This window comes from Rhizobium sp. NLR22b (assembly GCF_019685295.1).
Lineage (GTDB): Bacteria > Pseudomonadota > Alphaproteobacteria > Rhizobiales > Rhizobiaceae > Rhizobium.
In genome coordinates this window covers 440,645-465,656 of sequence record NZ_JABDWM010000001.1, presented here as the reverse complement: position 1 = coordinate 465,656, position 25,012 = coordinate 440,645, and the positions used below count along the sequence as shown (strand labels likewise).

Here is a 25,012-nt window from a genome sequence, read left to right as displayed (position 1 = left end):
GAGGGCTTCCCCAAACAACTAAGGGGATGGTGAGTGTTGCTGCCGTTCGAGAGGGAGCGATAGCCAAGCCTCCGCCGATCTCCCTCCTTGTGGGGAGATGCCCAGCAGGCCAGAGGGGGTACCACACGGCACACGGTTAAGAGACAACTCTCCACCGCGAGCACAACCCGGAAGCATCGCCAGCAATTCAGCCGCGAGCCTCCTCCTTGGCCTCCAATATCTCCATCACCCGCGCCATCACCGCCCGCGCTGATTCAAGCTCCGCTGCCGTAAACGCCGCGCTCACCCCGTTCGCCCATTCCGCCTGCGCCACCTCGATCGCACCAAGCCGCTCCGCTCCATCCGCCGTCAGCAGCACCAGCTTGGCGCGCTGATGCTGCGGGTTATCGGCATAGGCGATCAGCCCTTCACCCTCCAGCACATCGGCAAGCCGCTGCACGCCCTGGCGGGCGAGGCCGAGCGTGCGGGCGATCTGCGCCACCGAAAGCTCGCCGCGCCTTGCCGCTGCCAGCACCTGCCAGCGCGCGCTAGTCTGTCCCGCCGGTTTTGACAACCGGTCGCCGGCGGCCGTCAGGTGACCGGCCAGACGCAGCGCTGTGATCGCGAAAGCGGAGAAGGCATCCCCTTCCATCGTTCGCTCCGGTCGATTATGTTTGACAATATGTTGTCTATTTCGTATCTCGTTCATGGTGACAACATATTGTCATATCCAAGTGTCTGATGCAACGTCGAAGGAGGAGCGCGCCATGAAGAAGACCTACCGGGGAAGCTGCCATTGCGGCAAAGTGCGTTACGAAGTGGATATGGACCTCGAGGCCGGGACCGGCCGCTGCAATTGCTCGATCTGCGCCAAGCGGCGTTATTGGGGCGCCAACGTCAAGCCGGAGGATTTCCGGCTGATGTGCGATGAGGCGGAGACATCAGACTACCAGTTCAACACGATGAGCGGCCATCACCGCTTCTGCCGCACCTGTGGCGTGCCGGCCTATGGCGACGGTTATGTCGAGGCGATCGGCGGCGCCTATGTCTCGATCAATATTGCCTGCCTGGATAATATTACGCCCGAGGAACTGGCGGCGCTGCCGGTTCGTTACGCCGATGGCAGGCACGATGCCTGGTGGAACGAGCCTGAAGTGACGAGTTATCTCTGAAGCAATTCCAGCAAAACGCGGAATGCCAAGATTGAAATGCATCATTGTCGGATCGTCCTCCTGCCGCGCGTCCTCCATAACGGAGAAGGAGAACGGCCGTGAAAGACGAAGCAAATGTCAGGCACGAGGAAGAGGCGGTCATCGCCATGCTGATGATGCGGGCCAAGGCGCTGGGGGAAAAGAACGCCGAGGAGGCGCTTTCCTACGAGGCCGAAGATTCCGTGGAATTTTCCCTTGCGCCGCCGCTGGTCATGAACGGCAAGGACAAGGCAGGCCTGCAGGCCTGGTTCGACACCTGGGAAGGTCCGATCGGCGGCGAGGTGCGCGACGCCAAACTGACGGTCGGCGAGGGTGTCGCTTTCTGGAGTGGCCTCACGCGGATGACCGGGAAGAAGACCGATGGCACCGAAGTCGATCTCTGGTTCCGTCAGACCCTCGGCCTCGTCAAGCAGGATGGCCGCTGGCTGGTCGCCCACCAGCACGCCTCGGTGCCTTTCGCCATGGATGGCAGCGGCCGGGCACTGCTGGATCTCCAGCCGTGAACACTCCCTCCGGAATCAGGCGGCATTCTCCGCCGTCTTTCCGGCGCGAAGGGCCACGATCCCGACGCCCAGCAACAGCAGGATCGCCGTCGCATAAATGTCCGTCGTCACCTGATAGCCGGCGGATTTCGCCAGGAAGCCTGCCAGAATCGCCGGCAGGCTGAAGGCGAGGTAGCTCTGCACGTAGAAGGCCGACAGCAGTCCGGCCCGCTCGTCCGCTTTGGCGAGCGGCATGATGGTGCCGAGCGAGCCGAGGAAATTGGTGCCGAAACCGGCGCCGGTCAAAATCGTGCCGATCAGCAGCAGCGGCACGTTTGCGAGATGCACGCCGGCAACGACCGTCAGGATACCGAGGGTCTTCGCCGATACGCCGAAGCCGAGATTGGCCTGGGCCGTCTTGCCGCGCCTGAGATAGACGGCGATCGCTCCGCTCGCCGTCAGTGCGGCGACGACCGCCCCGCCCGTCAGCGGCGCGGTGCTGCCGGTCGTGCTGGCGACCAAGGATGGGACCAGCGAAAGGTAGAAGCCGCCGAGCGTCCAGTTGGCGATATTGATCGGCGTCACCAGCGAGAGCGGCCGCTTCGCCTGCGGCGGAATGGAAACCCGCGGTATCAGAGAACCGAGCGCACCCGGCCGCGCGCCGCCGGTCTCGGGGATCAGCCAGATCGCGGCGGCCTGCAGCGCAAAGGCGACGAAGAGCAGCGCATAGACGAGATGCATTGGGAAGGGGCCATACTGGATCAGGGCGCTCGTGCCGACCGCACCCACCGCCATGCCGCAAAGCGGCGCAATCGAATTGACGATCTGGCCCTTCGCCCGGTCGACATCGACGAGGGCTGCTCCGAGCGAGGCGCCGGCGATGCCGGTGGCAATGCCCTGGACGATCCGCGCCGCGATCAGCCAGCCGGGACTGCTGGCGGCGACGAAGAGAACCATGGCGACGAGTTCGAGCAGCAGGGCAGAAAAGATCACCGGCCGGCGGCCGAGATGATCGGAAATCGAGCCGGCGGTCAGCAGCGCCGCCAGGAGCGCAAAGGCGTAGACTGCGAAGATCACCGTGATCAACACCGGCGAGATGGAAAAGTTCTCCTGATAGATCCGGTAGAGCGGCGTCGGCACCGATGAGGCGCCGAAGAAGGTGGCGAGTGTCAGCGCGTGAAAACCGATCGAGGGACGCGGCGCATTCTCTGTGGATTTGGCGGCAGCGAACATATATAAGTCCCTTAAAGCTAACCCGTTGCGTTAGCTCCATGTAGGGTGAATAAGGCGCAAAGGCAAATTATTTGCGTTTATGCTCCTGTCAAAGATTTTGAACCATCAATGTCAGGACGAGGTCGGATTGCAGGCATGGCAGTGAAAGAGAATCTCCGTCCGGGCGGACGAAGCGCTCGGGTCCAGGCGTCGGTGCACAAGGCGGCGCGCGATCTGTTGGTCGAGATCAATCGCACGGAGGTGACGATCCCGTTGATCGCCGCCAGGGCGGGCGTGACGCCGTCGACCATCTATCGCCGCTGGGGCGATCTGCAGGAGCTTCTCGCCGACGTCGCCGTCGAGCGGCTGCGGCCGGATATGCAGCCGGTCGACGCCGGCAGCGGCAGCGCCGATCTTCAGGCCTGGGCCGAGCAATATGCCGAGGAAATGTCCTCCGGGCCGGGCCGCGAGATGATCCGCGACGTGTTGGCCGCGCAGGCCGGCGCCAATGCCTGCAAGTGCTGCGAATATACGCGTCAGCAGATCGTCGTTATCGCCGACAGGGCAAAGGCGCGGGGCGAAACCTTCCCGGACGTCGATCTCGTGATGGATCAGGTTGTGGCGCCGATCATGTACCGCATCCTGTTTGGCGAGGTGCCGGATACTGCGCGTGTACGCGATCTCGTCGCTCGCGTCATCAGCCCGGCCGGCTGAGCTTGCCGGCTATTCCGCAGCCGCGCGTTTGAGGCCGGCTATCTGGGTGATATAGGCGCGCAGCGCCGCCGGCCGCACCGGCTTGTGTTGAACGGCGATGCCGTAGCGCTCGGCCTCGCTGCGCACTTCAGGCGTGCGGTCGGCGGTAACAAGCAAGGCGCGGAGGTCGATGCCGAACTGCCGGCGCAGATGCAGGATTGCGGCAAGCCCGGTGCCGTCGTCGAGATGATAATCGGCGATGGCAAGATCCGGCGGCCCATCCCGGCCGTCCATGGCGATCACCTCGGCAAGGCAATCCACCGCCGTCACCTCGCAACCCCAGCCGCTGAGCAGCAACCGCATGCCTTCCAGGATCTTCGGCTCGTTGTCGATGCAGAGGATTTTCAGTCCCTTGAGCGGCTGCCCCGGGCGGTCGGCGGGGCTGACGGCTGCCGCAGCCTCGGCCGGACGTGAGACGTCGAGCGGCATGGAGATGCGGAATTCAGTGCCTCTGCCATGCGTCGAGAGCAGCTCGACCGGATGGTTGAGCACGCGGGCGATACGGTCGACGATCGAAAGGCCGAGTCCGAGGCCGGAAGCAGTCTTGGCGCCTTCGTCCAGCCGCGCGAATTCCTTGAACACGGTACGGAATTTCGATGGCGGAATGCCGATGCCGGAATCGATCACCTGAATGATCACCTGGTTGCCGCGCCGCCGCGCCCCGACCAGCACCTTCCCGGTGATCGTGTATTTTATGGCGTTGGAAACGAGGTTCTGCACTAGGCGGCGCAGAAGATTCGGGTCTGAGCGGACGCGCAGCGATGTCGGCATGACCACCAGCTTCAGCTGTTTCTCCCGGGCGATCGGCGCAAAATCGGTCTCGATCCGCTCCAGGAGATCGGAAAGCGCAACCGAGGCAAGCCGCGGCCGCATGGCGCCGGTATCGAGCCTGGAGATGTCGAGCACCGCGCCCAGAATGGTTTCGACCGATTCCAGTGCTGAATCGATGTTGCGCACAATCGGGCTGTTGTCGGATTGCGCCATACGCTCGACCAGCGCCGAGGAATAGAGCCTGGCGGCGTTGAGCGGCTGCAGGATGTCGTGGCCGGCGGCGGCGAAAAAGCGGGTCTTGCCGATATTCGCCTCGTCGGCAGCCGCCCGCGCTTCGGCCAGTTCGTGGTTGACGCGGGTGAGTTCCGCCGTGCGTTCGGCAACGCGTTGCTCCAGCGTCTCATTCGCCTGTTTCAGCGCCTGGTCGGCGCTGACGCGTTGGGTGATATCGGTGAAGGTGGCGACAATGCCTTTGTCCGGCATGGCGTTGGAGCGCACCTCGATGATCCGCTCACCGCCGCCGAGCACCAGCGCGAAGGGTTTGTCGAGCGTGAGGAAATGCCGCACCGTCTGCTGCAGATCGCCCGGCGCGATGTCGCCGCGCTGGCTGAGGATATTGACGATCTCGGAGAGGGGAAAGCCGACCTGGCCGGCATTCTCCGGCAGGTCGAGCAATTGCCGGAAGCGGCGGTTCCAGATTGTCAGCCGGTTGGAACTGTCGAAAACGGCAATGCCCTGATCCATCTGCGATAGCGCCGTCTGCAGCATGTCCTGGTTATATTGCAGCGCTTCGCTTGCCTGATCGAGCAGCCAGGCGGTGTCGGACGAAGCATCCTCGATCTTCTGCAGGATCAACGACAGCACCAGCCTTGCCGAGGACGAGCCGATGGCGCTGCCGAGCAGCTGTTCGCTGAAATGGATCAGCGCCATGTCGGCCGGCTGCTCGTCCTCCAGCTTGCGGCCGGAGCTTTGCTCATAGGTCGTCAACGAGCGCTGCATGCGCTCCTCGCCAAGATAGCGCGAGATCGCCGCCTTGAGGTCGCCGACGCTGATGCGGGTTTTCCAGCCCCGCGTGGCAAATTGCGAGCGTGAATGCCGTTTGACGAAAATGCCGGCCTGGATGCGTTCCAGCGGCCTGGCATTGCGGGTGAGCGATCCGACGATGACGAAAGCGGTGTTGACGAGCAGGCTCATCACGGTCGCATTGACCAGCGGGTCGGCGTCGGGCGCGGTAAACAGCGTGGCGCCGGGGAAGATGAAGCCGAGCACTACGCTTGCCACATGCGAATAATCGGGGCCGCCGAGCGACGGCAGGAACAGCAGGTAGACCCAGATGACGAAGCCGGACGTCAGCCCGAGGATGGCGCCGCGCGCATTTGCCCGCCGCCAGATTAGTCCGACGAACAGGGCAGGGGCGATCTGCGCGATCGCGGCGAACGAGAGAAGGCCGATCGAGGCCAGCCCCGCCGTGCTGTCGGTCGAGCGGTAGTAGGCGTAACCGAACAGCAGCACAGCGAAGATCGCGCTGCGGCGGATGTTCAGCAGCGTCTTGGCGAAATCGTCGCGCTGGCCGGTGCGGCCGGCGAGTTTGCGCCTCAGGAAGATCGGCATGATGATGTCGTTCGACACCATGATCGACAGCGCCACGGAATCGACGATGACCATCGCCGTTGCGGCGGAGAAGCCGCCGATGAAGGTGATCAGCGAAACCACCGGCATCTCGCCGGCAAGCGGCAGCGACAGCATGTAGAAGTCGGCATTGCCGGCGCCGCCGAAGGTCAGCAGCCCGCCGATCGCCACCGGCAGCACGAAGAGATTGATCGCGACCAGATAGAAGGGAAACAGAAAGCCGGCGAGTTTCAGCTGTTTCGCCGTCCGGTTTTCCACGACCGTCACGTGAAATTGCCGCGGCAGCATGATGATCGCGAAGGCCGACAGTGCGATCAGGGTGATCCAGCGGCTGATCGGCGTATGATAATTCAGCGCCGACATCACCAAGCTGTTTTCGACGGTCTTCTGCCAGAGGTCGGTCGGACCGTCGAAAAGAAACCAGATGACGCAGATGCCGGCCGTCAGGAAGGCAACCAGCTTGACCACCGATTCCATCGAAACGGCGAGGATCAGGCCGTCCTGGTGCTCCGTCGCATCGGTATGCCGCGTCCCGAACATGATGGCGAAGCAGGCAAGCACCAGCGTCGCGACGAGCGGCAGATCGAGAAAATAGAGATTGCCGCTGCCGATACCGTAATCGGACGGGTTGACCATGGCGCTGACGGTGCTGGAGATCGCCTTCAGCTGCAGCGCGATATAGGGAATGGTGCCGATCAGCGAGATCAGCGCGACGATGGTGGCGACCGTCGGGTTCTTGCCGTAGCGCGCGGCGACGAAATCGGCGACCGAGGTGAGCTTCTCCGCCTTGGCGAGCTCGATGATGCGGCGAAGCAGCGGCATGCCGAACGTGAAGACCAGGATCGGGCCGATATAGATGCCGGCAAATTCCAAGCCGCGCTGCGCGGCAAGCCCGACGCTGCCGAAATAGGTCCAGGAGGTGCAGTAGATCGCCAGGCTCAGCGCATAGACGACCGGCCATCCGCCTTCCAGCGAGCCCGGGCCGCGGTTCTTGCGGTCGCCATAGCTTGCCACGGCGAATAGCAGCAGCAGATAGCCGAAGGCAGACGCGAATATGACCCAGCCTGGAAGCATTGACCCTCCGCCGGTGACAGGTGCCGGCACCTCCCGCAATGCAGGTGAGCTTAAGTCATTTCAGGAGCCTTGAAAATTCCTGCCCGTCTAAGCCTTAAGTCAAAGACTGCACGCAGTCCTTTGCGGGATTATTGCGATTTGCAATTGATTAATTGCAGTGAAGATGTAGCTAGTGAAAACAACTGCATATCTCTGAAATGGGATCGAAGGGAGACGGATCCGATGCTCAATGAGTTCAAGGCCTTTATCGCCCGCGGCAATGTCATGGATCTTGCAGTCGGCGTCATCATCGGCGGTGCCTTCGGCGGCATCGTCAAATCCCTGGTCGACGACCTTATCATGCCGATCGTCGGCGCCATTTTCGGCGGCTTCGATTTTTCCAATTATTTCCTGCCGCTCTCGTCGGCCGTCAACGCGCCGACACTGGCCGCCGCCCGCGCCCAAGGGGCGGTCTTCGCCTATGGCAGCTTCCTCACCGTCCTCATCAACTTCCTGATCCTTGCCTGGATCATCTTTCTGATGGTCAAGGGCGTGAACTATCTGCGCATGCAGGTCGAGCGCCAGGAGAAGGCGGCACCGGAAGAACTGCCCCCGCCGCCGGCGGACGTCCAGCTGCTGACGGAGATCCGCGATCTCCTCGCCAAGCGCCCGGCGGTCTGATCGGAGCTGGGGCCGGCGGCTCAGGCTGGCGTGTTGAGGCAAGTCGTGGTGGCTCCACAATGGCTCCGCCCGCCCTCAGCACGTCGGCCGCGCCGGCCATCCATCACGAAAATCGATATGCCATCACTGGATATCATGGGATTTGCGGTCGCAAATCCTCTATGAAGGCGAAAACCGGAGATCTGCATGTCGATCATGAACAGCCTCAGCCCGCGCGCCGTGGCGGCGCCCGAAAGCGGGATCGTCGAAGTCGTCAATTATGCCCGCGGCCGCGAAGGCCTGCTGCCGCTCTGGGTCGGTGAAGGCGATCTGCCGACGCCCGATTTCATCAGCCGGGCGGCGATGGAAGCGCTGGCCGCCGGCGAGACCTTCTACACCTGGCAGCGCGGCATTCCCGAGCTTCGCCGGGCGCTGTCGGATTATTATGTCAGGCATTTTTCCGTCCGGCTGCCGGTCGAGCATTTCTACGCCACCGGCTCCGGCATGCAGGCGATCCAGCTCTGCGTGCAGGCGCTGACTTCGCCTGGCGACGAATTCGTTTATCTCACCCCCGCCTGGCCGAATATTGCCGCAGCCCTCGAAATAGCAGGTGCGCGCTCCGTCGGCGTCACGCTGCAGTTCGAAGGCGGCAAATGGACGGTCGATCTCGAGCGCGTCGAAGCCGCCATCACATCCAAAACCAGAGGCATCTTCATCAACACCCCTTCGAACCCGACGGGTTGGACCGCGACGAAGAAAGATCTCGGCAATATCCTGGCGCTCGCCCGCAAACATGATCTCTGGATCATGGCGGATGAAATATACGCGCGCTATTACTTCGCCGGCGGCCGCGCGGCCTCGTTCCTCGACGTGATGGAGCCGGACGACAAGATCGTCTTCGTCAATTCCTTCTCGAAAAACTGGTCGATGACCGGCTGGCGCGTCGGCTGGATCGTAGCCCCCCCAGAGATGGGCCAGGTGCTTGAAAACCTCGTCCAATATTCGACATCCGGCGTGGCGCAGTTCATGCAGAAGGGCGCCGTCGCAGCCCTTGATCAAGGCGATGATTTCGTTGCGGCCAACATCGCCAAGGCGGCGCGGTCGCGCGATATCCTCTGCGATGCGCTGATTGCCACCAATCGCGTCGAGACGCTGAAGCCGGACGGCGCGATCTATGCGTTCCTGAAGATCGACGGCGTTGCCGACAGCCGCAGCGCCGCCATCGACATCGTCGACAAGACGGGCGTCGGCCTTGCTCCCGGGGCTGCCTTCGGCGCCGGCGGCGAGCTCTTCCTGCGCGCCTGTTTCCTGCGCGATCCCGCCCAGGTGGCGATCGCGGCCGAGCGTCTCTGCGACTATATCCTCAAGCGCTGAGAGGGCGCGGGGCACGCCCGTGCGGGACGATTTCGTGCCGGAATCGCCTGATCGATAAAACTGTAGCGAAGAGCGAAATTAGCCTCTAACCACGACTCCAAACATACCCGTTCAAACGCCTTACAACGGCGCCGTGATAAGAAAATTGGAAAGAAAACCGGCGCCTGATGCCCCTGCTTATAAATTGAGGCGGGGTGTGGGAATGGCGGTTTTGGTGACGGGCGGCGCCGGATACATCGGCAGTCACATGGTTTGGGCGCTCATCGATGCCGGCGAGGATGTGGTCGTGCTGGACCGTCTCTCCACCGGCTTCCGCTGGGCGGTGGCGCCGGCGGCGCGTTTTTATCTCGGCGACATCGCCGATGCCGATATTCTGAAGAAGATCTTCATCGAAAACGACATCGAGGCGATCATCCATTTCGCCGGCTCCGCCGTCGTGCCGGTGTCGGTTGCCGATCCCCTCGCCTATTACGACAACAATTCCGGCAAGACCCGGACGCTTCTTTCCGCCTCGATCAGGGCCGGCATCCGCAATTTCGTCTTCTCCTCGACGGCCGCCGTTTACGGCCAGCAGCAGACGGACCTGCCGGTGAAGGAGACGGCTCACCTCAATCCGGAAAATCCTTACGGTCAGTCGAAGCTGATGACCGAGCTTATGCTGCGTGACGCCGCCGCCGCCTATGATTTCAACTATGTCGCGCTTCGCTACTTCAACGTCGCCGGCGCCGACCCGCACCACCGCACCGGCCAGTCGACTTCGGGCGCCACGCACCTCATCAAGGTTGCCTGCGAGGCAGCGCTCGGCAAGCGTGACAGCGTCCATGTTTACGGCATCGACTATCCCACCCATGACGGCACCGGCGTGCGCGACTACATCCATGTCACCGACCTCGCCGATGCGCATCTGAAAGCGCTGCAGCACCTGCGCAGGGACAAGGGCCCGCTCGTCGCCAATTGCGGTTATGGCAGCGGCTATTCCGTGCTCGACGTCTTGAATATGGTCACCCGCCTGCACGGGCATTCCTTCAAGATTCACATGGCGCCGCGGCGCGCCGGCGATTCGGCCAGCGTCGTCGCCGATCCTTCGCTCGCCCGGCAGGTGCTCGACTGGAAGCCCCGCTACGATTCGCTTGAGACCATCGTCCAGAGTTCGCTCGATTGGGAACTCTTCCTGTCGAACAGAAACGTCGACGACCTGCACAGCATCCACCGGGCACTTGCCGCCGCATCCTTCTGAGCGGTGTCCGGCGGCGGCTGCCGTTTACACCAGCGCCCGCGGGCTTCGAATGACGTGACGTGAATAAGGAAACATCAAGCTTTCGCTGCCTGGCTCTGGCCGACGGATAAGAGAAGATGAAGAACTTTCTGGCTTCATTGCAGCTGCAAAGAGACAATCCGACGCTTCTGATGGCGCAGTTCCAGGCCCTGTCGTCGCAGATCCCCATTCTCTATATCCTGCTGATCATCAATGCGCTGGCGGTGGCGATTACCCATCTGAAATCCGCGCCGCTGTGGCTGTCGCTCTATATTCCGGTGGCGCTCAGCGTCGTCTGTATGTTCCGTCTCTGCTGGTGGGAGATCAGGGGCAAGGAAAGCATCACTGCCGAGCGGGCCTACCGGCTGATGAAGGTGACGATATCGGGCGCCGGAATCCTGACCGTCGCTTTCGGCAGCTGGTCGGTCGCGCTTTACCAATATGGCGATGCGTCGCAGCAGGGCCAGATCGCCTATTTCCTCGTCGTGACCGGCATTTCCTGCATCTTCTGCCTGATGCATCTGCCGATGGCGGCGGCGATGACCACGGTCATTACCTTCTCCGCCATGATCACCACCTTCATGTTCTCGGGCAATCCCGTTTTCGTGGCGACCGCCGTCAGCGGGCTCTTCCTCATCCTGCCCTTCCTCCGGGTGATCAACAGCTATTTCCAGAATTTCGTCGGCCTGGTGCAACTGACCGAGGAGTTGAAGAAGAAGCAGGCGGAGGCCGAGGAGTTGAACCTCGTCAACAGCCGCAACGCGCTGCATGATCAACTGACCGGCCTTGCCAACCGCCGCAGCTTCTTTCTCTCCCTGGAAGAACGGTTGCAGAAGAATCCGTTCTCGACGCCCGTTCTCGGCATTATCGATCTCGACGGCTTCAAGCCCGTCAACGACGTTTTCGGCCATGCCGCCGGTGATCTCGTGCTCAAGGAAACGGCGCGACGCTTCACCGCTTTGGTCGGCGAGGAGGGTATCGTCTCCCGTCTCGGCGGCGATGAATTCGGCATCATTTTCCCCTCATCGATGACGCGCCAGGCGGTCGCCGATCTCGGTCAGGCGCTTTGCGCCGCCGTCCGTGATCCCATCGAAATCCCCGATGGCTCGGTCCGCGTCTTCGGCTCCTGCGGCATCGTCTATCCCGATCTCGGCGAATACACCGCCGAAGACCTCTACGAGAAGGCCGATTTCGCCCTCTACCAGGTCAAGAGCAAGCGCAGCAGCGGCGTCGAATTCTTCTCCGCCGAACACGAAAAGATCCTGACGCAGCGCTACCTGATCGAACTCGAGTTGCAGGCAAACGATTTCGCCGGGGAATTGAAACTCGACTACCAGCCGATCGTCGAATTGAAGAGCGGCCGCGTCGTCGCTTATGAGGCGCTCGCCCGCTGGGACAGCGCCCGTTTCGGACGCATCAGCCCCACAGCCTTCATTCCCGCCGCCGAGCGCACGGCGGTGATCGGCCGCATGACGCGCATCCTCTTTGCCCAGGCGCTCGAAGCGCTGGCGATCATTCCGCGCCATCTGAGGCTCTCCTTCAACCTCTCGGCACGGGATATCTGCGATCATGAGACCTCGATGGCGCTGCTTGCCATGATCACCCGCTCCGGCATCGACCCGAAGCGCATCGAATTTGAAATTACCGAAACCGCATTGCTCTCCGATTTCGACACGGCCGACCGGGTGATCACGATGCTGCGCGCCGCCGGCATCTCGATCGCCCTCGATGATTTCGGCACCGGCTTTTCCAGCCTCAGCCACATTCATCGTCTGGCCTTCGACAAGCTGAAGATCGACAAGGGTTTCGTGATGAATTTCGATCGCGACGCCCGTTGCATGAACATCACTCGATCGGTCGCCAACCTCTGTCAGAATCTCGGCATCGCCTCGGTCGCCGAAGGTGTGGAAAGCGAAGCGATCGCCGAGGGATTGAAGGCGATGGGTGTCCGTCTGGCGCAGGGCTATTATTTCTCGCGGCCGCTGCCGCTGGAACTCGCCATCGAATATGCGGACCGCTGCGAAGCCGCAGCGTCAGCCCGAGACGCCCTGTCGGCCTGAGCAACCGCTTGGTCCCGGCCCGCAAATACTCTGGAGCGATGCCGCATCCTCGTCTATGCATGGTTCAACAGACGAGGTGAACCATGCAGCACGGCGAAGTGATCATCGAACGGCGGGGCACTGCCGGCATCATCCGGCTCAACCGGCCGCGGGCGCTGAACAGTCTGACGCTGCCGATGATCCGCGCGCTCGCGGAGGCCCTTCATGGCTTTGCCTCCGGATCCGATGTGGCAAGCGTTGTGATCACGGGCGAAGGCGAACGCGGCTTCTGTGCCGGCGGTGATATCCGTGCGCTGCATGAAAGCGCCCGCGCCGGCGATGGTCTCGCCGGAACCTTCTGGCGCGAGGAATTCCGCCTCAACCATATGATCGCCTCCTATCCCAAACCCTATGTCGCGCTGATGGACGGCATCACCATGGGCGGCGGCGTCGGCCTGTCCTCGCACGGCCGCCACCGCATCGTCACCGAGCGCACGCGGCTTGCCATGCCGGAGACCGGCATCGGCTATGTCCCCGATGTCGGCGCCACATGGCTGCTGCCGAAGGCGCCCGGCGAGGCCGGAACATGGCTCGGCCTGACCGGGCTCGATATTGGTGCTGCGGACGCGATCTATGCTGGTCTCGCCGATCTTCAGATCGCTTCGGCGCGGCTCGACGCGGTGATCGATGGCCTTTGCGACCTGCCGCGCACCAGCGCGTCGACGGAAGTCGATGCCCTGCTGCAGGGATTTTCCGAACCGCTGGCGGAAAGCCGGTTGCGGCAGAATGTCGATGTGATCGACCGCGCATTTTCCTTCGACGGCGTCGAGGAAATCCTCGCGGCTCTCGCCAAAGAAGAGGGCGACTTTGCAGCCGAGACGCGCCGGGTATTGCTCAGCCGGTCGCCGACCAGCCTGAAACTCGCTCTGCTGCTGCTGAGGGCGGGCCGGCGCAGTGCCTCGCTCGCCGAATGTCTTCGCCGCGAACTCGGCGCCTGCCTGCAGATGCTTGATAATCCCGATTTCTTCGAAGGCATCCGCGCCGCTGTCATCGACAAGGACCGCAATCCGAAATGGTCGCCGGCATCAGTCGAGGCGGTGACGGCGGAAACGGTCGAGCGCTTCCTGAAACCGGCTGAGCCGCCGCTTTCGCTTTGATGTCGTAACTCCTGCGTTGCTGCTAGCGAGGGCACCGCCTGCCGGGCGGGACTCTGCGTCCTTTTGCTGGTCGCTCCACGCCAAATCTGCACTGCACCACGGCGAATCCATAGGCGGGCCTGTCCTAAAGCCTAGCCTTCCCTCTCCCTTGACCTGATCGACCGCCAAACGCGCTCCGGCATAGTCTCCGCTTCGTGATCATCGACCCGACATCTTTCGATCATGCAACACAGGAGCGCATCATGTCACAAGCAGAAGCAAGACCCCGTACGGCTGGCCAGCAGGAGACAAACATCAACCTCAACAGTACCTCGCAGCCCGGCAGACCGCGGCCGGATGAGCTGGTTCCGTCGCGCTACGCGGTGCGGATCGGCGAGATTGAAGTTCTGATCATCAGCGATGGTGTGCTGCCGCTCCCAACCGCGATGCTGGGGCACAATGTCGATGCGGCTGACAGGGCAGCGTGGCTGGGGGATATGTTCCTGCCGCCGGACGCTTTCGACTGGGCGCTGAACGTGGTCCTGGTCCGCAGCGGCGGGCAGACCATCCTCATCGACGCCGGGCTGGGGCTGGACCCGGACTTGAACTTGCCGCGGGCCGGGCAGCTGATCAGGAGGCTGGAGGCTGCTGGTATCGATCTTGCGGCGGTGACCGACGTGGTGCTGACCCACCTGCACATGGATCACATCGGCGGGCTGCTGGTTGATGGGGTGAAGGACCGACTGCGTCCGGACCTCAGGATTCACGTGGCGGCTGCCGAGGCGAAGTTCTGGGAAGCGCCCGATTTCAGCCAGGTGTCCATGCCGCCAGGCTTCCCTGACGCGCTTCGGGCGACCGCAAAGCGGTTCCTCGGCGAGTACGCCATCCATCTTAGGCTATTCGACGAGCAATCCGAGGTGGCGCCGGGTGTGGTCGCCCAACGCACCGGCGGCCACACTCCCGGACACAGCGTTGTTCGCCTGGCATCGGGCAGCGACCAGTTGACATTCGCCGGCGACGCCATCTTTGCGGTCGGGTTTGAGCACCCCGACTGGTACAATGGTTTCGAACACTATCCCGAAGAAGCGGCTCGTGTGCGCCGCGATCTTTTGCGGGAGCTGGCGGCGACCGGTGAACAGCTGGTGGCCACCCACCTGCCGTTCCCGTCCGTCGGCCGGGTGGCGGTAGACGGCGAAGCCTTCCGCTGGGTGCCGGTCTTCTGGGACTATTGAGCGCCGAACCAAAGAGCGTTGCATGGAGCCGATCTATGCAACGCACTCTATCGCCACATGCCGCGCATGCGGGCGCCGACGTCGATGCGCACCTGCCGCGCTTGCGCCTGGGCGGCGGCTTCCGATTTCACCTGCGGCCAGCTGCAGGCCTCGAAGAACTGCAGCAGCGTCGCGGGAATGAAACGGCTGCGCGCGGCATAGACGTGCCGATCGCCTTGGGCGTTCTGCCCATAGGTGAAGAAGCGTTGCGGCACGACAAGGTCGAGACCGTCCCGGGCGCGCGTCATCGCCACATAGAGCAGCCGGCGTTCCTCCTCGATTTCGGCGCTGGCGCCGACGGCAAGATCGCTCGGAATACAGCCGTCGACGACGTTCAGCATGAACACCCTCGTCCACTCCTGGCCCTTGGCCGAATGGATGGTCGAGAGGACGAGATAATCCTCGTCGAGCAGCGGCACGCCGGCCTGGTCGCTGGTCGCATCCGGCGGATCGAGGGTGAGCTCGGTGAGGAAGCGCTCGCGCGAGGCATAGCCGCCGGCAATCTGCTCGAGCTGCAGGAGATCGGCCTGCCGCGTCGCCGCGTCCTCATGCAGCCGTTCCAGATGCGGCGCGTACCATTGCCGCGCCAGCCCGATTTCAGCCGGCCAGCCGGCCTTGCCGGATTTCAGCTCCTGCAGCATCGAAACGAAGGCGGTCCAGTCCTCGCCGGAGCGCGGCGGCGCCGGCATGGCGGCCAGCGCCGACAGCGGGCTTGCATCCTCGGCCATCAGATCGAGCGCCTTCTGCGCCGTCGACGGTCCGACGCCTGGCAGGATCTGCATCAGCCGGAAGCCCGCCACCCGGTCGCGCGGATTTTGCGCAAAGCGAAGGGCGGCCAGCATGTCCTTCACATGCGCGCTGTCGAGAAACTTCAAGCCGCCGAACTTGACGAAGGGAATATTGCGCCGGGTCAGCTCAACCTCCAGCGGCCCGCTGTGATGGGCGGCGCGGAAGAGCACGGCCTGCTGCTTGAGCTTCAAGCCTTCTTCGCGATTGTCGAGCACCTTTTCGGCGATATAACGCGCCTGCTCGGCCTCGTCGCGCACCGAAACGAGGCGCGGCCGTTCCGCCGATTGCCGCTCGGTCCAGAGATTCTTGGTGAAGCGCTCCGAGGCGAGATCGATGACGGCATTGGCCGCGGCCAGGATCGGCTGCGTCGAGCGGTAATTGCGATCGAGCGTGACGATATTGGCGGCCGGGCTGAAGGCGGCGGGAAAATCGAGGATATTGCGAACCGTCGCCGCACGGAAGGAATAGATCGACTGCGCGTCATCGCCGACGACGGTCAGCCCCTGGCCCTCAGGCTTCAGCGCCAGAAGGATCGAGGCCTGCAGCCTGTTGGTGTCCTGATATTCGTCGACGAGCACATGGTCGAAGCGGCTGCCGATATCCTCGGCAATCACGTTCTCGCCGACCATCTGCGCCCAGTAGAGCAGGAGATCGTCGTAATCGAGCACGTTCTGAGCCTGCTTCGCCTCGACATAACAGGCAAAGAGTTCGCGCAGTTGTTGCTCCCACGCTGCGCACCAGGGAAAGGCGTCGCGCAGCACCTGATCGAGCGCCGTCTCCGAATTCACTGCCCGGGAATAGATGGCGAGGCAGGTCCCCTTGGCCGGAAAGCGGCTTTCCGTTTTGGAGAAGCCGAGATCGTGCCGGATGAGGTTCATCAGATCGGCGCTGTCTTCGCGGTCGTGAATGGTGAAATCGGCATTGAGGCCGATCTGCTGGGCATAATCGCGCAGCAGCCGCGCGCCGATGCCGTGGAATGTGCCGGACCAGTTGAGCGCATCGGCCATGATGCCGGCATTCGAACCCAGCACATCACGGCAGATGCGCTCGACGCGCCGCGCCATCTCGGCGGCTGCCCGACGCGAGAAGGTCATCAGCAGGATGCGGCGCGGATCGGCGCCCTTGACGATCAGATGGGCGACGCGATGCGCCAGCGTATTCGTCTTGCCGGAGCCGGCGCCGGCAATGACCAGCAGCGGCCCGGCAATATGGCTGCCGTCAGTGAGCGTGCCGTGCTCGACGGCCATGCGCTGCTGCGGATTGAGCTTTTCGAGATACATCCAGCCGTCCGGTCGGGCTCCCGCAGAATCACTCCGGGAAGATTAGATGTTCCTTGAATGTTCGCGATTTTAGCCGCTGTCAAGCGGTTCGAGACCTTAATCGGGGAAATCCGGGCCGATCACGCGCCGCACCAGTTTCAGGCTGCGGTCGGGCTGGAGGATATAGGTTTCCTCCACGCGCTGGCCCGTCTCGTTGTAGAATTGATGATGGACGGCGCTGCCGATCGGCGACTTGGTGAGCTTGGTTCGCGGCTGGCCGCCATAGGTGATGCTGCCGGGGATGGGTTCGAGCGCGGCCGTATCGGCCGAGGAGCAGCCGGCCAGCAATGCCCCTGCAAACAAGGCGGGCAGAAACCCTTTCATCATCGTCGTCCTTCTCAGCTGATATGGAACGCGCAGCCTCTTTCGCCAAGAGCTGCTGCCCGTCACGTTCTCGAATGTTTCGTGCGCCGGCGCAGCGATGTCGACGGGGGCCGAGATCGCGGAAAGCATCGCCGGCTGAGGCTATGTTGCAGCGCCTGCTGCGGCGCTGAGGGAACCAAAGCACTCTCCAGGTGTTGAAATGCCGGACCCGAAACGCTGGAGACCATCATGCAGACGCTTCTTCGCCTCTGGGCGTCCACCTTGATCATCGGCTGCGGCGTCTTTGTCGGCTCAGCCTATGCCTCGCTCGAGACGGGCATGGATTATTCCGCCTTGCCGAAGGATCAGATCGCCCTCAACGAATATACCGGCAGTGTCGCTTGTGAGCCGGCAGAGCCGCACTACCTGCCGTCCTTCATCCGCGCGGCCGACGGCACGATCATCGGTGTGGGATATATCGAGATGGAGAATGAGGCCGGTGCGGATTGCTGAAGCCGATCCGCTCGAACGAGGCTCGCCTGCGTTTCCGGATGACGAGCCTCTGACCGTCATCATGACGGCTGGATGTTTTCTATCGAAACAGCTGGCTCAGGCGCAACGCCCTTTGCGCCAAAACCCGGCACCTGCTCGATGCAGGGTTAAGTGAAAATTAAACAATGTATCGTTCCGACACGGTTTGCTGACCAAACCGGAAACGGCCGGACGTCTGCTGCATCAATGCAGCTTCAGCTTCGCCTCTTCGGCCGCCGCCAGGAACTCGGCTCTAGCCTCCTCCATGCTTTTGCGACCGTCCAACGCAGCCCGGCAGGTGCTGCGGGCCTTGATGTAACGAAGCCCGCGCGAACTCGGCCAGAGATCTGCCAGGCATTTCAAGGCATCGAACGGCCCGTTGACCGTTCGCGCATCGGCTCCCTCGAAACCGACCGTGACCGGGCTGTTCCATCGTTCAGTTGCCATCGATTCTCCTCCACGATTGTCGACAGAAACAGGGTGCAGCGCCTCCCATTCTCAGGACGGACGCCGCTATGATAGGCATTCTAGCGCGATTTTTGCCGTCAACAATGGTGAATCGTTCGTTGCTGATGAGGCGAAATGCCAGCTTGGGTGAGGCGGATCGCCGGGGGTGCGCACGCCAGGGGAATGTTGAGCAGTCGCAGATAAGTTTTATGGAACTTGCGCGCTGGAGCCGCTAGGCACGGGGAGAGGTCGCGGCTTGGTCTCTTCGCCCCGTTCATGGGTAGAAGGTGGCGGCGGCCGGATCAGGGGTAGCCGGGCGCGTGAGAAATGATGTGCGGGAGAAAACTGGTGCTGCCGAGTGGGATTGAACCACCGACCTCACCCTTACCAAGGGTGTGCTCTACCACTGAGCTACGGCAGCAGGACCAGATCCGCATGGAGCCGGGCGGCTCAATTGCAGGAACGGGGCGGCTATTGCCACAGCTTGACGACAAGCGCAAGCCGCAAAATCCAACTTCGCGTGGATAGAGATGCAAGGGCCTTTTGGATCGGTGCGAATTCGGCTAATTCTGTTGACATGAACGACAAGACCGAAACCGGCCAGAAGAGCCGTAAAGAGGCGATCGAGGCACAGGCGAAACTGCGCCGCGAGCGCGCCGCCGAAAAGCTCAGGGAAAATCTCTCGAGACGCAAACAGCAGGTGCGTGCCCGCCGTTCCGGCCAGGCCGACGAAACAAACGGGCTGCCCGCCGCAAAAATGGACGAATCGTAATGTTCCGTCCCGGACGAATTGAAGCCTCTGCATAAATCCCCTAAACACCTCACTCCTTCTTTCAAGGCAGAACTTTCAGGAAGTAAGCGCACATGGATCGTATCAGAATTGTCGGCGGTAATGAGCTGAATGGCATCATTCCGATTTCCGGCGCCAAGAATGCCGCACTGCCGCTCATGATCGCCTCGCTTCTGACCAGTGACACGCTGACGCTGGAAAACGTGCCGCATCTGGCAGACGTCGAGCTTCTGATGCGCATTCTCGGCAATCACGGCGTCGACGTCGCCGTCAACGGCCGCCGCGAGCGCCAGGAGGATTCCTACGCCCGCACGATCCACTTCACCTGCCGCACCATCGTCGATACCACCGCTTCTTACGAACTGGTCTCCAAGATGCGCGCCTCCTTCTGGGTCATCGGGCCACTCTTGGCGCGTGAGGGCCATTGCCGCGTGTCGTTGCCGGGCGGCTGCGCCATCGGCACGCGCCCCGTCGATCTTTTCATCGACGGCCTGACGGCGCTTGGCGCGACGATGGAGATCGATGCCGGTTATATCAACGCCAGGGCGCCGGATGGCGGCCTGATCGGCGCGCGTTACACCTTCCCGAAAGTCTCCGTCGGCGCCACCCATGTGTTGATGATGGCCGCGACCCTTGCCCGCGGCACGACTGTCATCGGCAACGCCGCCCGCGAACCTGAAGTCGCCGACCTCGCCAACTGCCTGAACGCCATGGGCGCCAAGATATCAGGCGCCGGCACCTCGACCATTACCATCGAAGGCGTCACCTCGCTCTCGGGCGCCCGTCATCGCGTCCTGCCGGACCGCATCGAGACCGGCACCTACGCCATGGCCGTCGCCATGGCCGGCGGTGACGTCGTGCTCGAAAATACCGATGTGTCGCTGCTCGAAACCGCACTGGAAACCCTGCGCCGGGCCGGCGCTGATATCTCGGCGACCAATAACGGCATGCGCGTCAGGCGCAACGGCGCCGGCATCAAGCCGGTCGATATCGTCACCGATCCTTTCCCGGGCTTCCCCACCGATCTGCAGGCACAGTTCATGGCGCTGATGACCCGCTCCTCCGGCATCTCGCATGTCACCGAGACCATCTTCGAAAACCGCTTCATGCACGTGCAGGAGCTTGCCCGACTCGGCGCCAGGATTTCGCTCTCCGGCCAGACCGCGAAGATCGAAGGTGTCCAGCGCCTGCGCGGCGCGCCCGTCATGGCGACCGATTTGCGCGCCTCCGTCTCGCTCGTCATCGCCGGCCTCGCCGCCGAGGGTGAAACCACGGTCTCCCGTGTCTACCACCTCGACCGCGGCTTCGAGCGGCTCGAAGCGAAGCTGACCCGCTGCGGCGCCGTCGTCGAGCGCATCAGCGAGTAAGAGAGACCTTCATTCCGGTTGCGTAATCGGTCGCAGCATCTTATTTCCCTTGTCTGACGCATCGCCATTCCGGCGATGCCTGTTAAATAGCAAGAGCATGATGTCGTCCGAAAATCGCTCGCACTTTCGGCATCCTGCTCTGGGGATTGAGCCTGAATGACCGACCTGAAGCTTGTTGCGCTTGATGACGAGGACCTCGCGATCATTTCTGCGCATATGCAGGATAGCGTCTTCAAGGTCGGCGACATCGACTGGTCGCCGCGCGGCGCCCAGTTCGCGCTTGCCGCCAATCGCTTCGTCTGGGAAAGTGCCGCGCGCAAGCGCAGAGGTTTCGAGCGCCGCCGTGCCGTTCTGGCCTTCAAACGCGTGCTTGCCGTCCGTTCGCTCGGCGTCGATCGCGGCAATCGTGATCAGGTATTGTCGCTGCTGGCGCTGCGTTTCGACAGGAAGGGCGAGGGGCCGGATGGCACGATCGAGCTGGCGCTGTCGGGCACTGCCTCGATTGCGCTCGACGTCGAATGCATCGAGGTCCAGATGGCCGATATCGGCGGCGCATGGCAGGCGGCTTCCAAACCCCGCCACCCCTGAATGGCTTGACGCCTGAAGTTTGAACATCGCGGTTCGAGTTGAGAAGGAATATAGGTCTTGGCAATCTGGCTGGATCAGGCACTGGAAGGTTTCGAGCAGCATTTTGCCGCCTTTCTGACGACGAAGCGCGAAGTGTCCGAGGATGTGAATGCCGTCGCCCGCTCTATCATCGATGATGTCAGGGCGCGCGGCGATGTGGCGCTGGCCGAATATTCGCTGAAATTCGACGGCATCGATTTTGCCGTGGTACCGATGCGGGTGACGGCGGAGGAGATCGACGCGGCGATCGAGGCGGTGCCCGCCGAAGTGCTGGGTGCGCTGAAGCTCGCGGCGCTGCGCATCGAAAGCCATCATCGCCGGCAGCTGCCGAAGGACGATATCTACGAGGACGATCTCGGCGTCCGTCTCGGCTCGCGCTGGACGGCAATCGAGGCGGTCGGGCTCTATGTTCCGGGCGGCACCGCGAGTTACCCGAGCTCGGTGCTGATGAATGCCGTCCCGGCCAAGGTCGCCGGCGTCGATCGCGTCGTCATCGCCGTTCCTGCCACCGGCGGCGCCGTCAATCCGGCGGTGCTCGCCGCCGCCAGGCTGGCCGGCGTGACCGAGATCTATCGCGTCGGCGGCGCCCAGGCGATCGCCGCTCTCGCCTACGGCACCGAGACGATCGCTCCTGTCGCCAAGATCACCGGTCCCGGCAACGCCTATGTCGCCGCCGCCAAGCGCCACGTCTTCGGCACCGTCGGCATCGATATGATCGCCGGCCCCTCCGAGGTGCTGGTGATTGCGGACAAAGACAACAATCCTGATTGGATCGCCGCCGATCTTTTGGCGCAGGCCGAGCACGATGTCAGCGCCCAGGCGATCCTCATCACCGACGATGCCGAATTCGGCAAGGCGGTGGAGCAGGCGGTCGAACGCCAGCTGAAGACGCTGAACCGCGCCGACACGGCAGCGGCAAGCTGGCGCGATTTCGGCGCCGTCATCCTGGTTGCCGATCTGAAGCAGGCCATCCCGCTTGCCAATCGCATCGCTGCCGAGCATCTGGAGCTTGCCGTTGCCGATCCCGACCGGCTGCTCGACGGCATCCGCAATGCCGGCGCTATCTTCATCGGCGCTCATACGCCTGAGGTTATCGGCGATTATGTCGGCGGCTCGAACCATGTGCTGCCGACGGCGCGTTCGGCGCGCTTTTCCTCCGGCCTGTCTGTGCTCGATTTCGTCAAGCGTACCTCGATCCTGCGCCTGGGGCCGGGTGAGTTGCGCACCCTCGGCCCGGCGGCGATCGCGCTTGCGGTCTCCGAAGGCCTCGATGCCCATGCGCGGTCGGTCGCGATCCGCCTCAACCTCGATTAGGTGTGAGGGGATGGCGGCGGGCGATTTCCGGCTTTGCGACGTCGTCCTCGACGATACGATCGGCCGTTCGACGCCCGATGTCGAACATGAGCGTGCCGTCGCCATCTTCGATCTGATCGAGGAGAACAGGTTCGAGCCGCTCGGCCATGCCGGCGGTCCCTACCGGCTGAACATCTCGCTGATGGATTCGAAGCTGGTGTTCGCCATCAAGACCGAAGAAGGCGGCGATGTTGCCACCCATATCCTGTCGCTCACCCCCTTCCGGCGGATCGTCAAGGATTACTTCATGATCTGCGAAAGCTATTACGAAGCGATCCGATCGGCCACGCCAAGCCGCATCGAAGCGATCGACATGGGCCGGCGTGGCATCCACAACGAAGGCTCGCAGACGCTGAAAGACCGGCTGGCCGGCAAGATCGAGGTCGATTTCGACACCGCCCGGCGCCTTTTCACGCTGGTCTGTGTGCTCTACTGGCGCGGATGACGGCGATGGAGCTTGCCGCCGACGTCGAGGACGCAAAGAGGCCGGGCGCCATTCTTTTCATGTGCGGGCTGAACGCCATCCGCTCGCCGATGGCCGAAGCGATCGCCCGTAGCATTCTGCCTGCCAATACCTATATAAGGTCCGCCGGCGTTCGCGCCGGCGAGCGCGATCCTTTCGTCGATGTCGTGCTCGAGGAAATCGGGCTGTCCCTCGGGCGCCGCCAGCCGCAGACGCTTGATGAACTCGAGGACGATTATTTCGATCTGATCATCACGCTGTCGCCGCAGGCCCATCACGCCGCACTCGAGCTGACGCGGTCGAACGCGATCGACGTCGTCTACTGGCCGACCATGGATCCGACGGTCGTCAGCGGCACGAGGGAGCAGATACTGCACAGCTATCGCGAGGTCCGCGATCACCTGGCCGGCCTCATCGAAAGCCGGTTGCTCAAACGAAATGGCATCGCCGCGCAATCGGCATGAAAACAAATAAAGGAAAGCCTGATCAACAAGGTTCACAAACCTGCCTTGATTGTGTAGTTTCCGCCCAAATTTAAAGGCGCGCGTTGCGCTGCCTCTGCAACCCACAGGAAGAAAACCACTATATGCCGAAAGAAGAAGTCCTCGAATTCCCGGGAATCGTCACCGAACTTCTGCCGAATGCGACGTTCCGCGTGAAGCTTGAAAACGAACACGAGATCATCGCCCATACCGCCGGCCGCATGCGCAAGAACCGCATCCGCGTTCTCGCCGGCGACAAGGTGCTGGTGGAGATGACGCCCTACGATCTGACGAAGGGCCGCATCACCTACCGTTTCAAGTAAGTCTGCCCGCTCCCGTCCGCCGATGGTCGAGGTTTCATGGCGCTGAAATACAAGCTCATTCTGGCCTCGGGCTCGCCCCGTCGCGTCGACCTCCTCAACCAGGCCGGCATCGAGCCTTCGCGCCTGATGCCGATGGATATCGACGAGACGCCGAAGAAGTCGGAGCATCCGCGTTCGCTCGCCCGAAGGCTATCGGCCGAGAAGGCCGAGGCCGCACTTGCCGCCATCAAGGGCGATATCACCTGGAAGGGCAGCTATATCCTCTCCGCCGATACGGTGGTCGCCGTCGGCCGGCGCATTCTCGGCAAGGCTGAATTCGCCGACGAGGCGCTGAGCTCGCTACATCTCTTGTCGGGACGCAACCATCTCGTCTATACCGGCATTTGCCTGGTGACGCCCGATCGCAAGATCCGCCAGAAGATCGTCGAGACCAAGGTGCGCTTCAAGCGGTTGTCCGGTTTCGAGATCGAGAATTATCTCGCCTCCGGCCAGTGGCGCGGCAAGGCTGGCGCTTACGGCATCCAGGGCATTGCCGGCACTTTCGTGCAGAAGATGGTGGGTTCCTACACCAATGTCGTCGGCCTGCCGCTCTATGAAACCATTCTGCTTCTGACCGGCGAGGGCTTCGATGTGCATAGCCGGTGGCCTGAGGGCTGACCGACGGCCGATGCTTAAAGCGCGTCACGATCTTTCAGATCCGCGCGTCGCGCTTTAAGGCTTTTTTCTCGCATGTCGTTGTTGCAACACCGCTGACACTGTTGCGCGCCATGCTCTAGGACGGACCGATCATGCCCGAAGACAAGAAAGCCGCCGCCAAGGTCGAACCGCTGCGCAAGACGCGCCCTTGCCCGGAATGCGGCAAACCATCGAACCGCGAACATTACCCCTTCTGCTCCAACCGCTGCCGCGAGGTCGATCTCTCCCGCTGGCTGACCGGCTCCTACGCCATTCCGGTGGCCGACGACGAAACGAAGGCCGATTACCCGGATGAGGAAAACTAGGAGATTTCCTCCCCGAAGCTCTTATTTTTCCACATGAATCCGCAAAATTGGCAAGACCGTCAAAAAAGAGTCATTTGACGCTTGCCATGGCCGAACAAGATGCTATAACCCCGCTCGCTTCCGGGGCGAACCAAGGCCCCGCAGTTCTTTTCATCAAGAACACCCTCGCGAAGCAGGTTGGCCCAGGTAGCTCAGTTGGTAGAGCAGCGGATTGAAAATCCGCGTGTCGGTGGTTCGATTCCGCCCCTGGGCACCATTCAGTCTTCGGCCCATTCTAAAAACAGCCTCCATGCGTGGTTAATTTGATCTGCCCACCCGCTTCCCGTCGCCTTTCGGTCAGCAACTGATCGTTCGCGACCTGTGTAATCTTCGCTATCCAGTGCAAGGTGGTT

The 25,012-nt window shown here is 62.5% G+C and carries 25 protein-coding genes and 2 tRNA genes; 20 read left to right on the top strand and 7 right to left on the bottom strand.

The window, feature by feature from the left end; all coding sequences use genetic code 11:
• Window positions 1–187: 187 nt before the first annotated feature.
• On the bottom strand, window positions 188–688 hold the full coding sequence (locus HJC00_RS02185) for a MarR family winged helix-turn-helix transcriptional regulator (protein WP_210629293.1): 501 nt from the start codon (window positions 686–688) through the stop codon (window positions 188–190).
• Between the two features lie 58 nt (window positions 689–746).
• Here HJC00_RS02185 and HJC00_RS02180 point away from each other — a divergent pair, with 58 nt between their 5' ends.
• Entirely contained in the window at window positions 747–1,151 is a 405-nt protein-coding gene (locus HJC00_RS02180) for a GFA family protein (protein ID WP_221145933.1), read from the top strand.
• Between the two features lie 98 nt (window positions 1,152–1,249).
• Window positions 1,250–1,693 carry a nuclear transport factor 2 family protein gene (locus HJC00_RS02175; protein WP_221122733.1) on the top strand — a complete coding sequence of 148 codons (444 nt, stop codon included), beginning with the start codon at window positions 1,250–1,252 and terminating at the stop codon, window positions 1,691–1,693.
• A gap of 15 nt (window positions 1,694–1,708) precedes the next feature.
• Here the strand turns inward: HJC00_RS02175 and HJC00_RS02170 are convergent, their stop codons facing one another.
• Window positions 1,709–2,905: an MFS transporter gene (locus tag HJC00_RS02170; protein ID WP_210629291.1), complete on the bottom strand. Its 1,197-nt coding sequence runs from the start codon at window positions 2,903–2,905 to the stop codon at window positions 1,709–1,711.
• A 135-nt stretch (window positions 2,906–3,040) separates the two neighbouring features.
• Between HJC00_RS02170 and HJC00_RS02165 the strand changes: the two genes are divergently transcribed.
• A complete protein-coding gene (locus HJC00_RS02165) occupies window positions 3,041–3,598 on the top strand; it encodes a TetR/AcrR family transcriptional regulator (RefSeq protein WP_210629290.1) in 558 nt (185 codons plus the stop codon).
• Window positions 3,599–3,607: 9 nt separating this feature from the next.
• On the opposite strand, the gene HJC00_RS02160 is transcribed toward HJC00_RS02165, so the two are convergent.
• Window positions 3,608–7,111: a PAS domain-containing hybrid sensor histidine kinase/response regulator gene (locus tag HJC00_RS02160; protein WP_221163578.1), complete on the bottom strand. Its 3,504-nt coding sequence runs from the start codon at window positions 7,109–7,111 to the stop codon at window positions 3,608–3,610.
• A 222-nt stretch (window positions 7,112–7,333) separates the two neighbouring features.
• Here HJC00_RS02160 and mscL point away from each other — a divergent pair, with 222 nt between their 5' ends.
• From mscL to HJC00_RS02130, 6 genes are all read left to right on the top strand, one after another.
• Window positions 7,334–7,771: a large conductance mechanosensitive channel protein MscL gene (mscL, locus tag HJC00_RS02155; protein WP_037143248.1), complete on the top strand. Its 438-nt coding sequence runs from the start codon at window positions 7,334–7,336 to the stop codon at window positions 7,769–7,771.
• A gap of 186 nt (window positions 7,772–7,957) precedes the next feature.
• On the top strand, window positions 7,958–9,124 hold the full coding sequence (locus HJC00_RS02150) for a pyridoxal phosphate-dependent aminotransferase (protein WP_221145944.1): 1,167 nt from the start codon (window positions 7,958–7,960) through the stop codon (window positions 9,122–9,124).
• 202 nt (window positions 9,125–9,326) lie between these two features.
• A complete protein-coding gene (gene galE / locus HJC00_RS02145) occupies window positions 9,327–10,361 on the top strand; it encodes a UDP-glucose 4-epimerase GalE (protein WP_210629287.1) in 1,035 nt (344 codons plus the stop codon).
• 116 nt (window positions 10,362–10,477) lie between these two features.
• Entirely contained in the window at window positions 10,478–12,439 is a 1,962-nt protein-coding gene (locus HJC00_RS02140) for a bifunctional diguanylate cyclase/phosphodiesterase (protein WP_221145947.1), read from the top strand.
• Window positions 12,440–12,522: 83 nt separating this feature from the next.
• The gene (locus HJC00_RS02135) at window positions 12,523–13,575 is read left to right on the top strand and encodes an enoyl-CoA hydratase/isomerase family protein (RefSeq protein WP_221122735.1); all 1,053 of its coding nucleotides are present in this window, start codon (window positions 12,523–12,525) and stop codon (window positions 13,573–13,575) included.
• 242 nt (window positions 13,576–13,817) lie between these two features.
• Window positions 13,818–14,786 carry an MBL fold metallo-hydrolase gene (locus HJC00_RS02130; protein WP_221163577.1) on the top strand — a complete coding sequence of 323 codons (969 nt, stop codon included), beginning with the start codon at window positions 13,818–13,820 and terminating at the stop codon, window positions 14,784–14,786.
• A 47-nt stretch (window positions 14,787–14,833) separates the two neighbouring features.
• Here the strand turns inward: HJC00_RS02130 and HJC00_RS02125 are convergent, their stop codons facing one another.
• A complete protein-coding gene (locus HJC00_RS02125) occupies window positions 14,834–16,894 on the bottom strand; it encodes an ATP-dependent helicase (RefSeq protein ID WP_221163576.1) in 2,061 nt (686 codons plus the stop codon).
• Window positions 16,895–16,990: 96 nt separating this feature from the next.
• Window positions 16,991–17,257, bottom strand: coding sequence for a hypothetical protein (locus HJC00_RS02120; protein WP_210629282.1), 267 nt, complete (start codon window positions 17,255–17,257; stop codon window positions 16,991–16,993).
• A 228-nt stretch (window positions 17,258–17,485) separates the two neighbouring features.
• Between HJC00_RS02120 and HJC00_RS02115 the strand changes: the two genes are divergently transcribed.
• Window positions 17,486–17,749 (top strand): hypothetical protein, encoded by a 264-nt coding sequence (locus tag HJC00_RS02115; RefSeq protein WP_210629281.1) that lies wholly within the window; start codon window positions 17,486–17,488, stop codon window positions 17,747–17,749.
• A gap of 222 nt (window positions 17,750–17,971) precedes the next feature.
• Here HJC00_RS02115 and HJC00_RS02110 read toward each other — a convergent pair whose 3' ends face one another.
• Together HJC00_RS02110 and HJC00_RS02105 are read right to left on the bottom strand one after the other, a co-directional pair.
• Window positions 17,972–18,214: a DUF982 domain-containing protein gene (locus HJC00_RS02110; RefSeq protein WP_210629280.1), complete on the bottom strand. Its 243-nt coding sequence runs from the start codon at window positions 18,212–18,214 to the stop codon at window positions 17,972–17,974.
• A 346-nt stretch (window positions 18,215–18,560) separates the two neighbouring features.
• A tRNA-Thr gene (locus HJC00_RS02105) sits at window positions 18,561–18,635 on the bottom strand.
• Between the two features lie 156 nt (window positions 18,636–18,791).
• On the opposite strand from HJC00_RS02105, the gene HJC00_RS02100 reads away from it, so the two are divergent.
• The 10 genes from HJC00_RS02100 to HJC00_RS02055 all read left to right on the top strand — a co-directional run bounded on the left by HJC00_RS02100 (window position 18,792) and on the right by HJC00_RS02055 (window position 24,876).
• The gene (locus HJC00_RS02100) at window positions 18,792–18,986 is read left to right on the top strand and encodes a hypothetical protein (RefSeq protein ID WP_011423945.1); all 195 of its coding nucleotides are present in this window, start codon (window positions 18,792–18,794) and stop codon (window positions 18,984–18,986) included.
• 92 nt (window positions 18,987–19,078) lie between these two features.
• Window positions 19,079–20,371, top strand: a complete 1,293-nt coding sequence (murA, locus tag HJC00_RS02095) for a UDP-N-acetylglucosamine 1-carboxyvinyltransferase (protein WP_210629279.1) — start codon at window positions 19,079–19,081, stop codon at window positions 20,369–20,371.
• Window positions 20,372–20,527: 156 nt separating this feature from the next.
• A complete protein-coding gene (locus tag HJC00_RS02090; RefSeq protein WP_210629278.1) occupies window positions 20,528–20,959 on the top strand; it encodes a DUF2948 family protein in 432 nt (143 codons plus the stop codon).
• Window positions 20,960–21,016: 57 nt separating this feature from the next.
• The gene (hisD, locus tag HJC00_RS02085; RefSeq protein WP_210629277.1) at window positions 21,017–22,312 is read left to right on the top strand and encodes a histidinol dehydrogenase; all 1,296 of its coding nucleotides are present in this window, start codon (window positions 21,017–21,019) and stop codon (window positions 22,310–22,312) included.
• Between the two features lie 10 nt (window positions 22,313–22,322).
• Window positions 22,323–22,796, top strand: coding sequence for a UPF0262 family protein (locus HJC00_RS02080; RefSeq protein WP_210629276.1), 474 nt, complete (start codon window positions 22,323–22,325; stop codon window positions 22,794–22,796).
• The gene (locus tag HJC00_RS02075) at window positions 22,793–23,278 is read left to right on the top strand and encodes a low molecular weight phosphatase family protein (RefSeq protein WP_210629275.1); all 486 of its coding nucleotides are present in this window, start codon (window positions 22,793–22,795) and stop codon (window positions 23,276–23,278) included. The genes HJC00_RS02080 and HJC00_RS02075 overlap by 4 nt, the downstream gene beginning before the upstream one ends.
• Before the next feature lie 122 nt (window positions 23,279–23,400).
• A complete protein-coding gene (infA, locus tag HJC00_RS02070) occupies window positions 23,401–23,619 on the top strand; it encodes a translation initiation factor IF-1 (protein ID WP_003545338.1) in 219 nt (72 codons plus the stop codon).
• A 36-nt stretch (window positions 23,620–23,655) separates the two neighbouring features.
• Entirely contained in the window at window positions 23,656–24,276 is a 621-nt protein-coding gene (locus HJC00_RS02065; RefSeq protein ID WP_210629274.1) for a Maf-like protein, read from the top strand.
• Between the two features lie 131 nt (window positions 24,277–24,407).
• Entirely contained in the window at window positions 24,408–24,620 is a 213-nt protein-coding gene (gene yacG / locus HJC00_RS02060; protein WP_064800614.1) for a DNA gyrase inhibitor YacG, read from the top strand.
• Window positions 24,621–24,800: 180 nt separating this feature from the next.
• Window positions 24,801–24,876 (top strand) — tRNA-Phe (locus HJC00_RS02055).
• Window positions 24,877–25,012 lie beyond the last annotated feature (136 nt).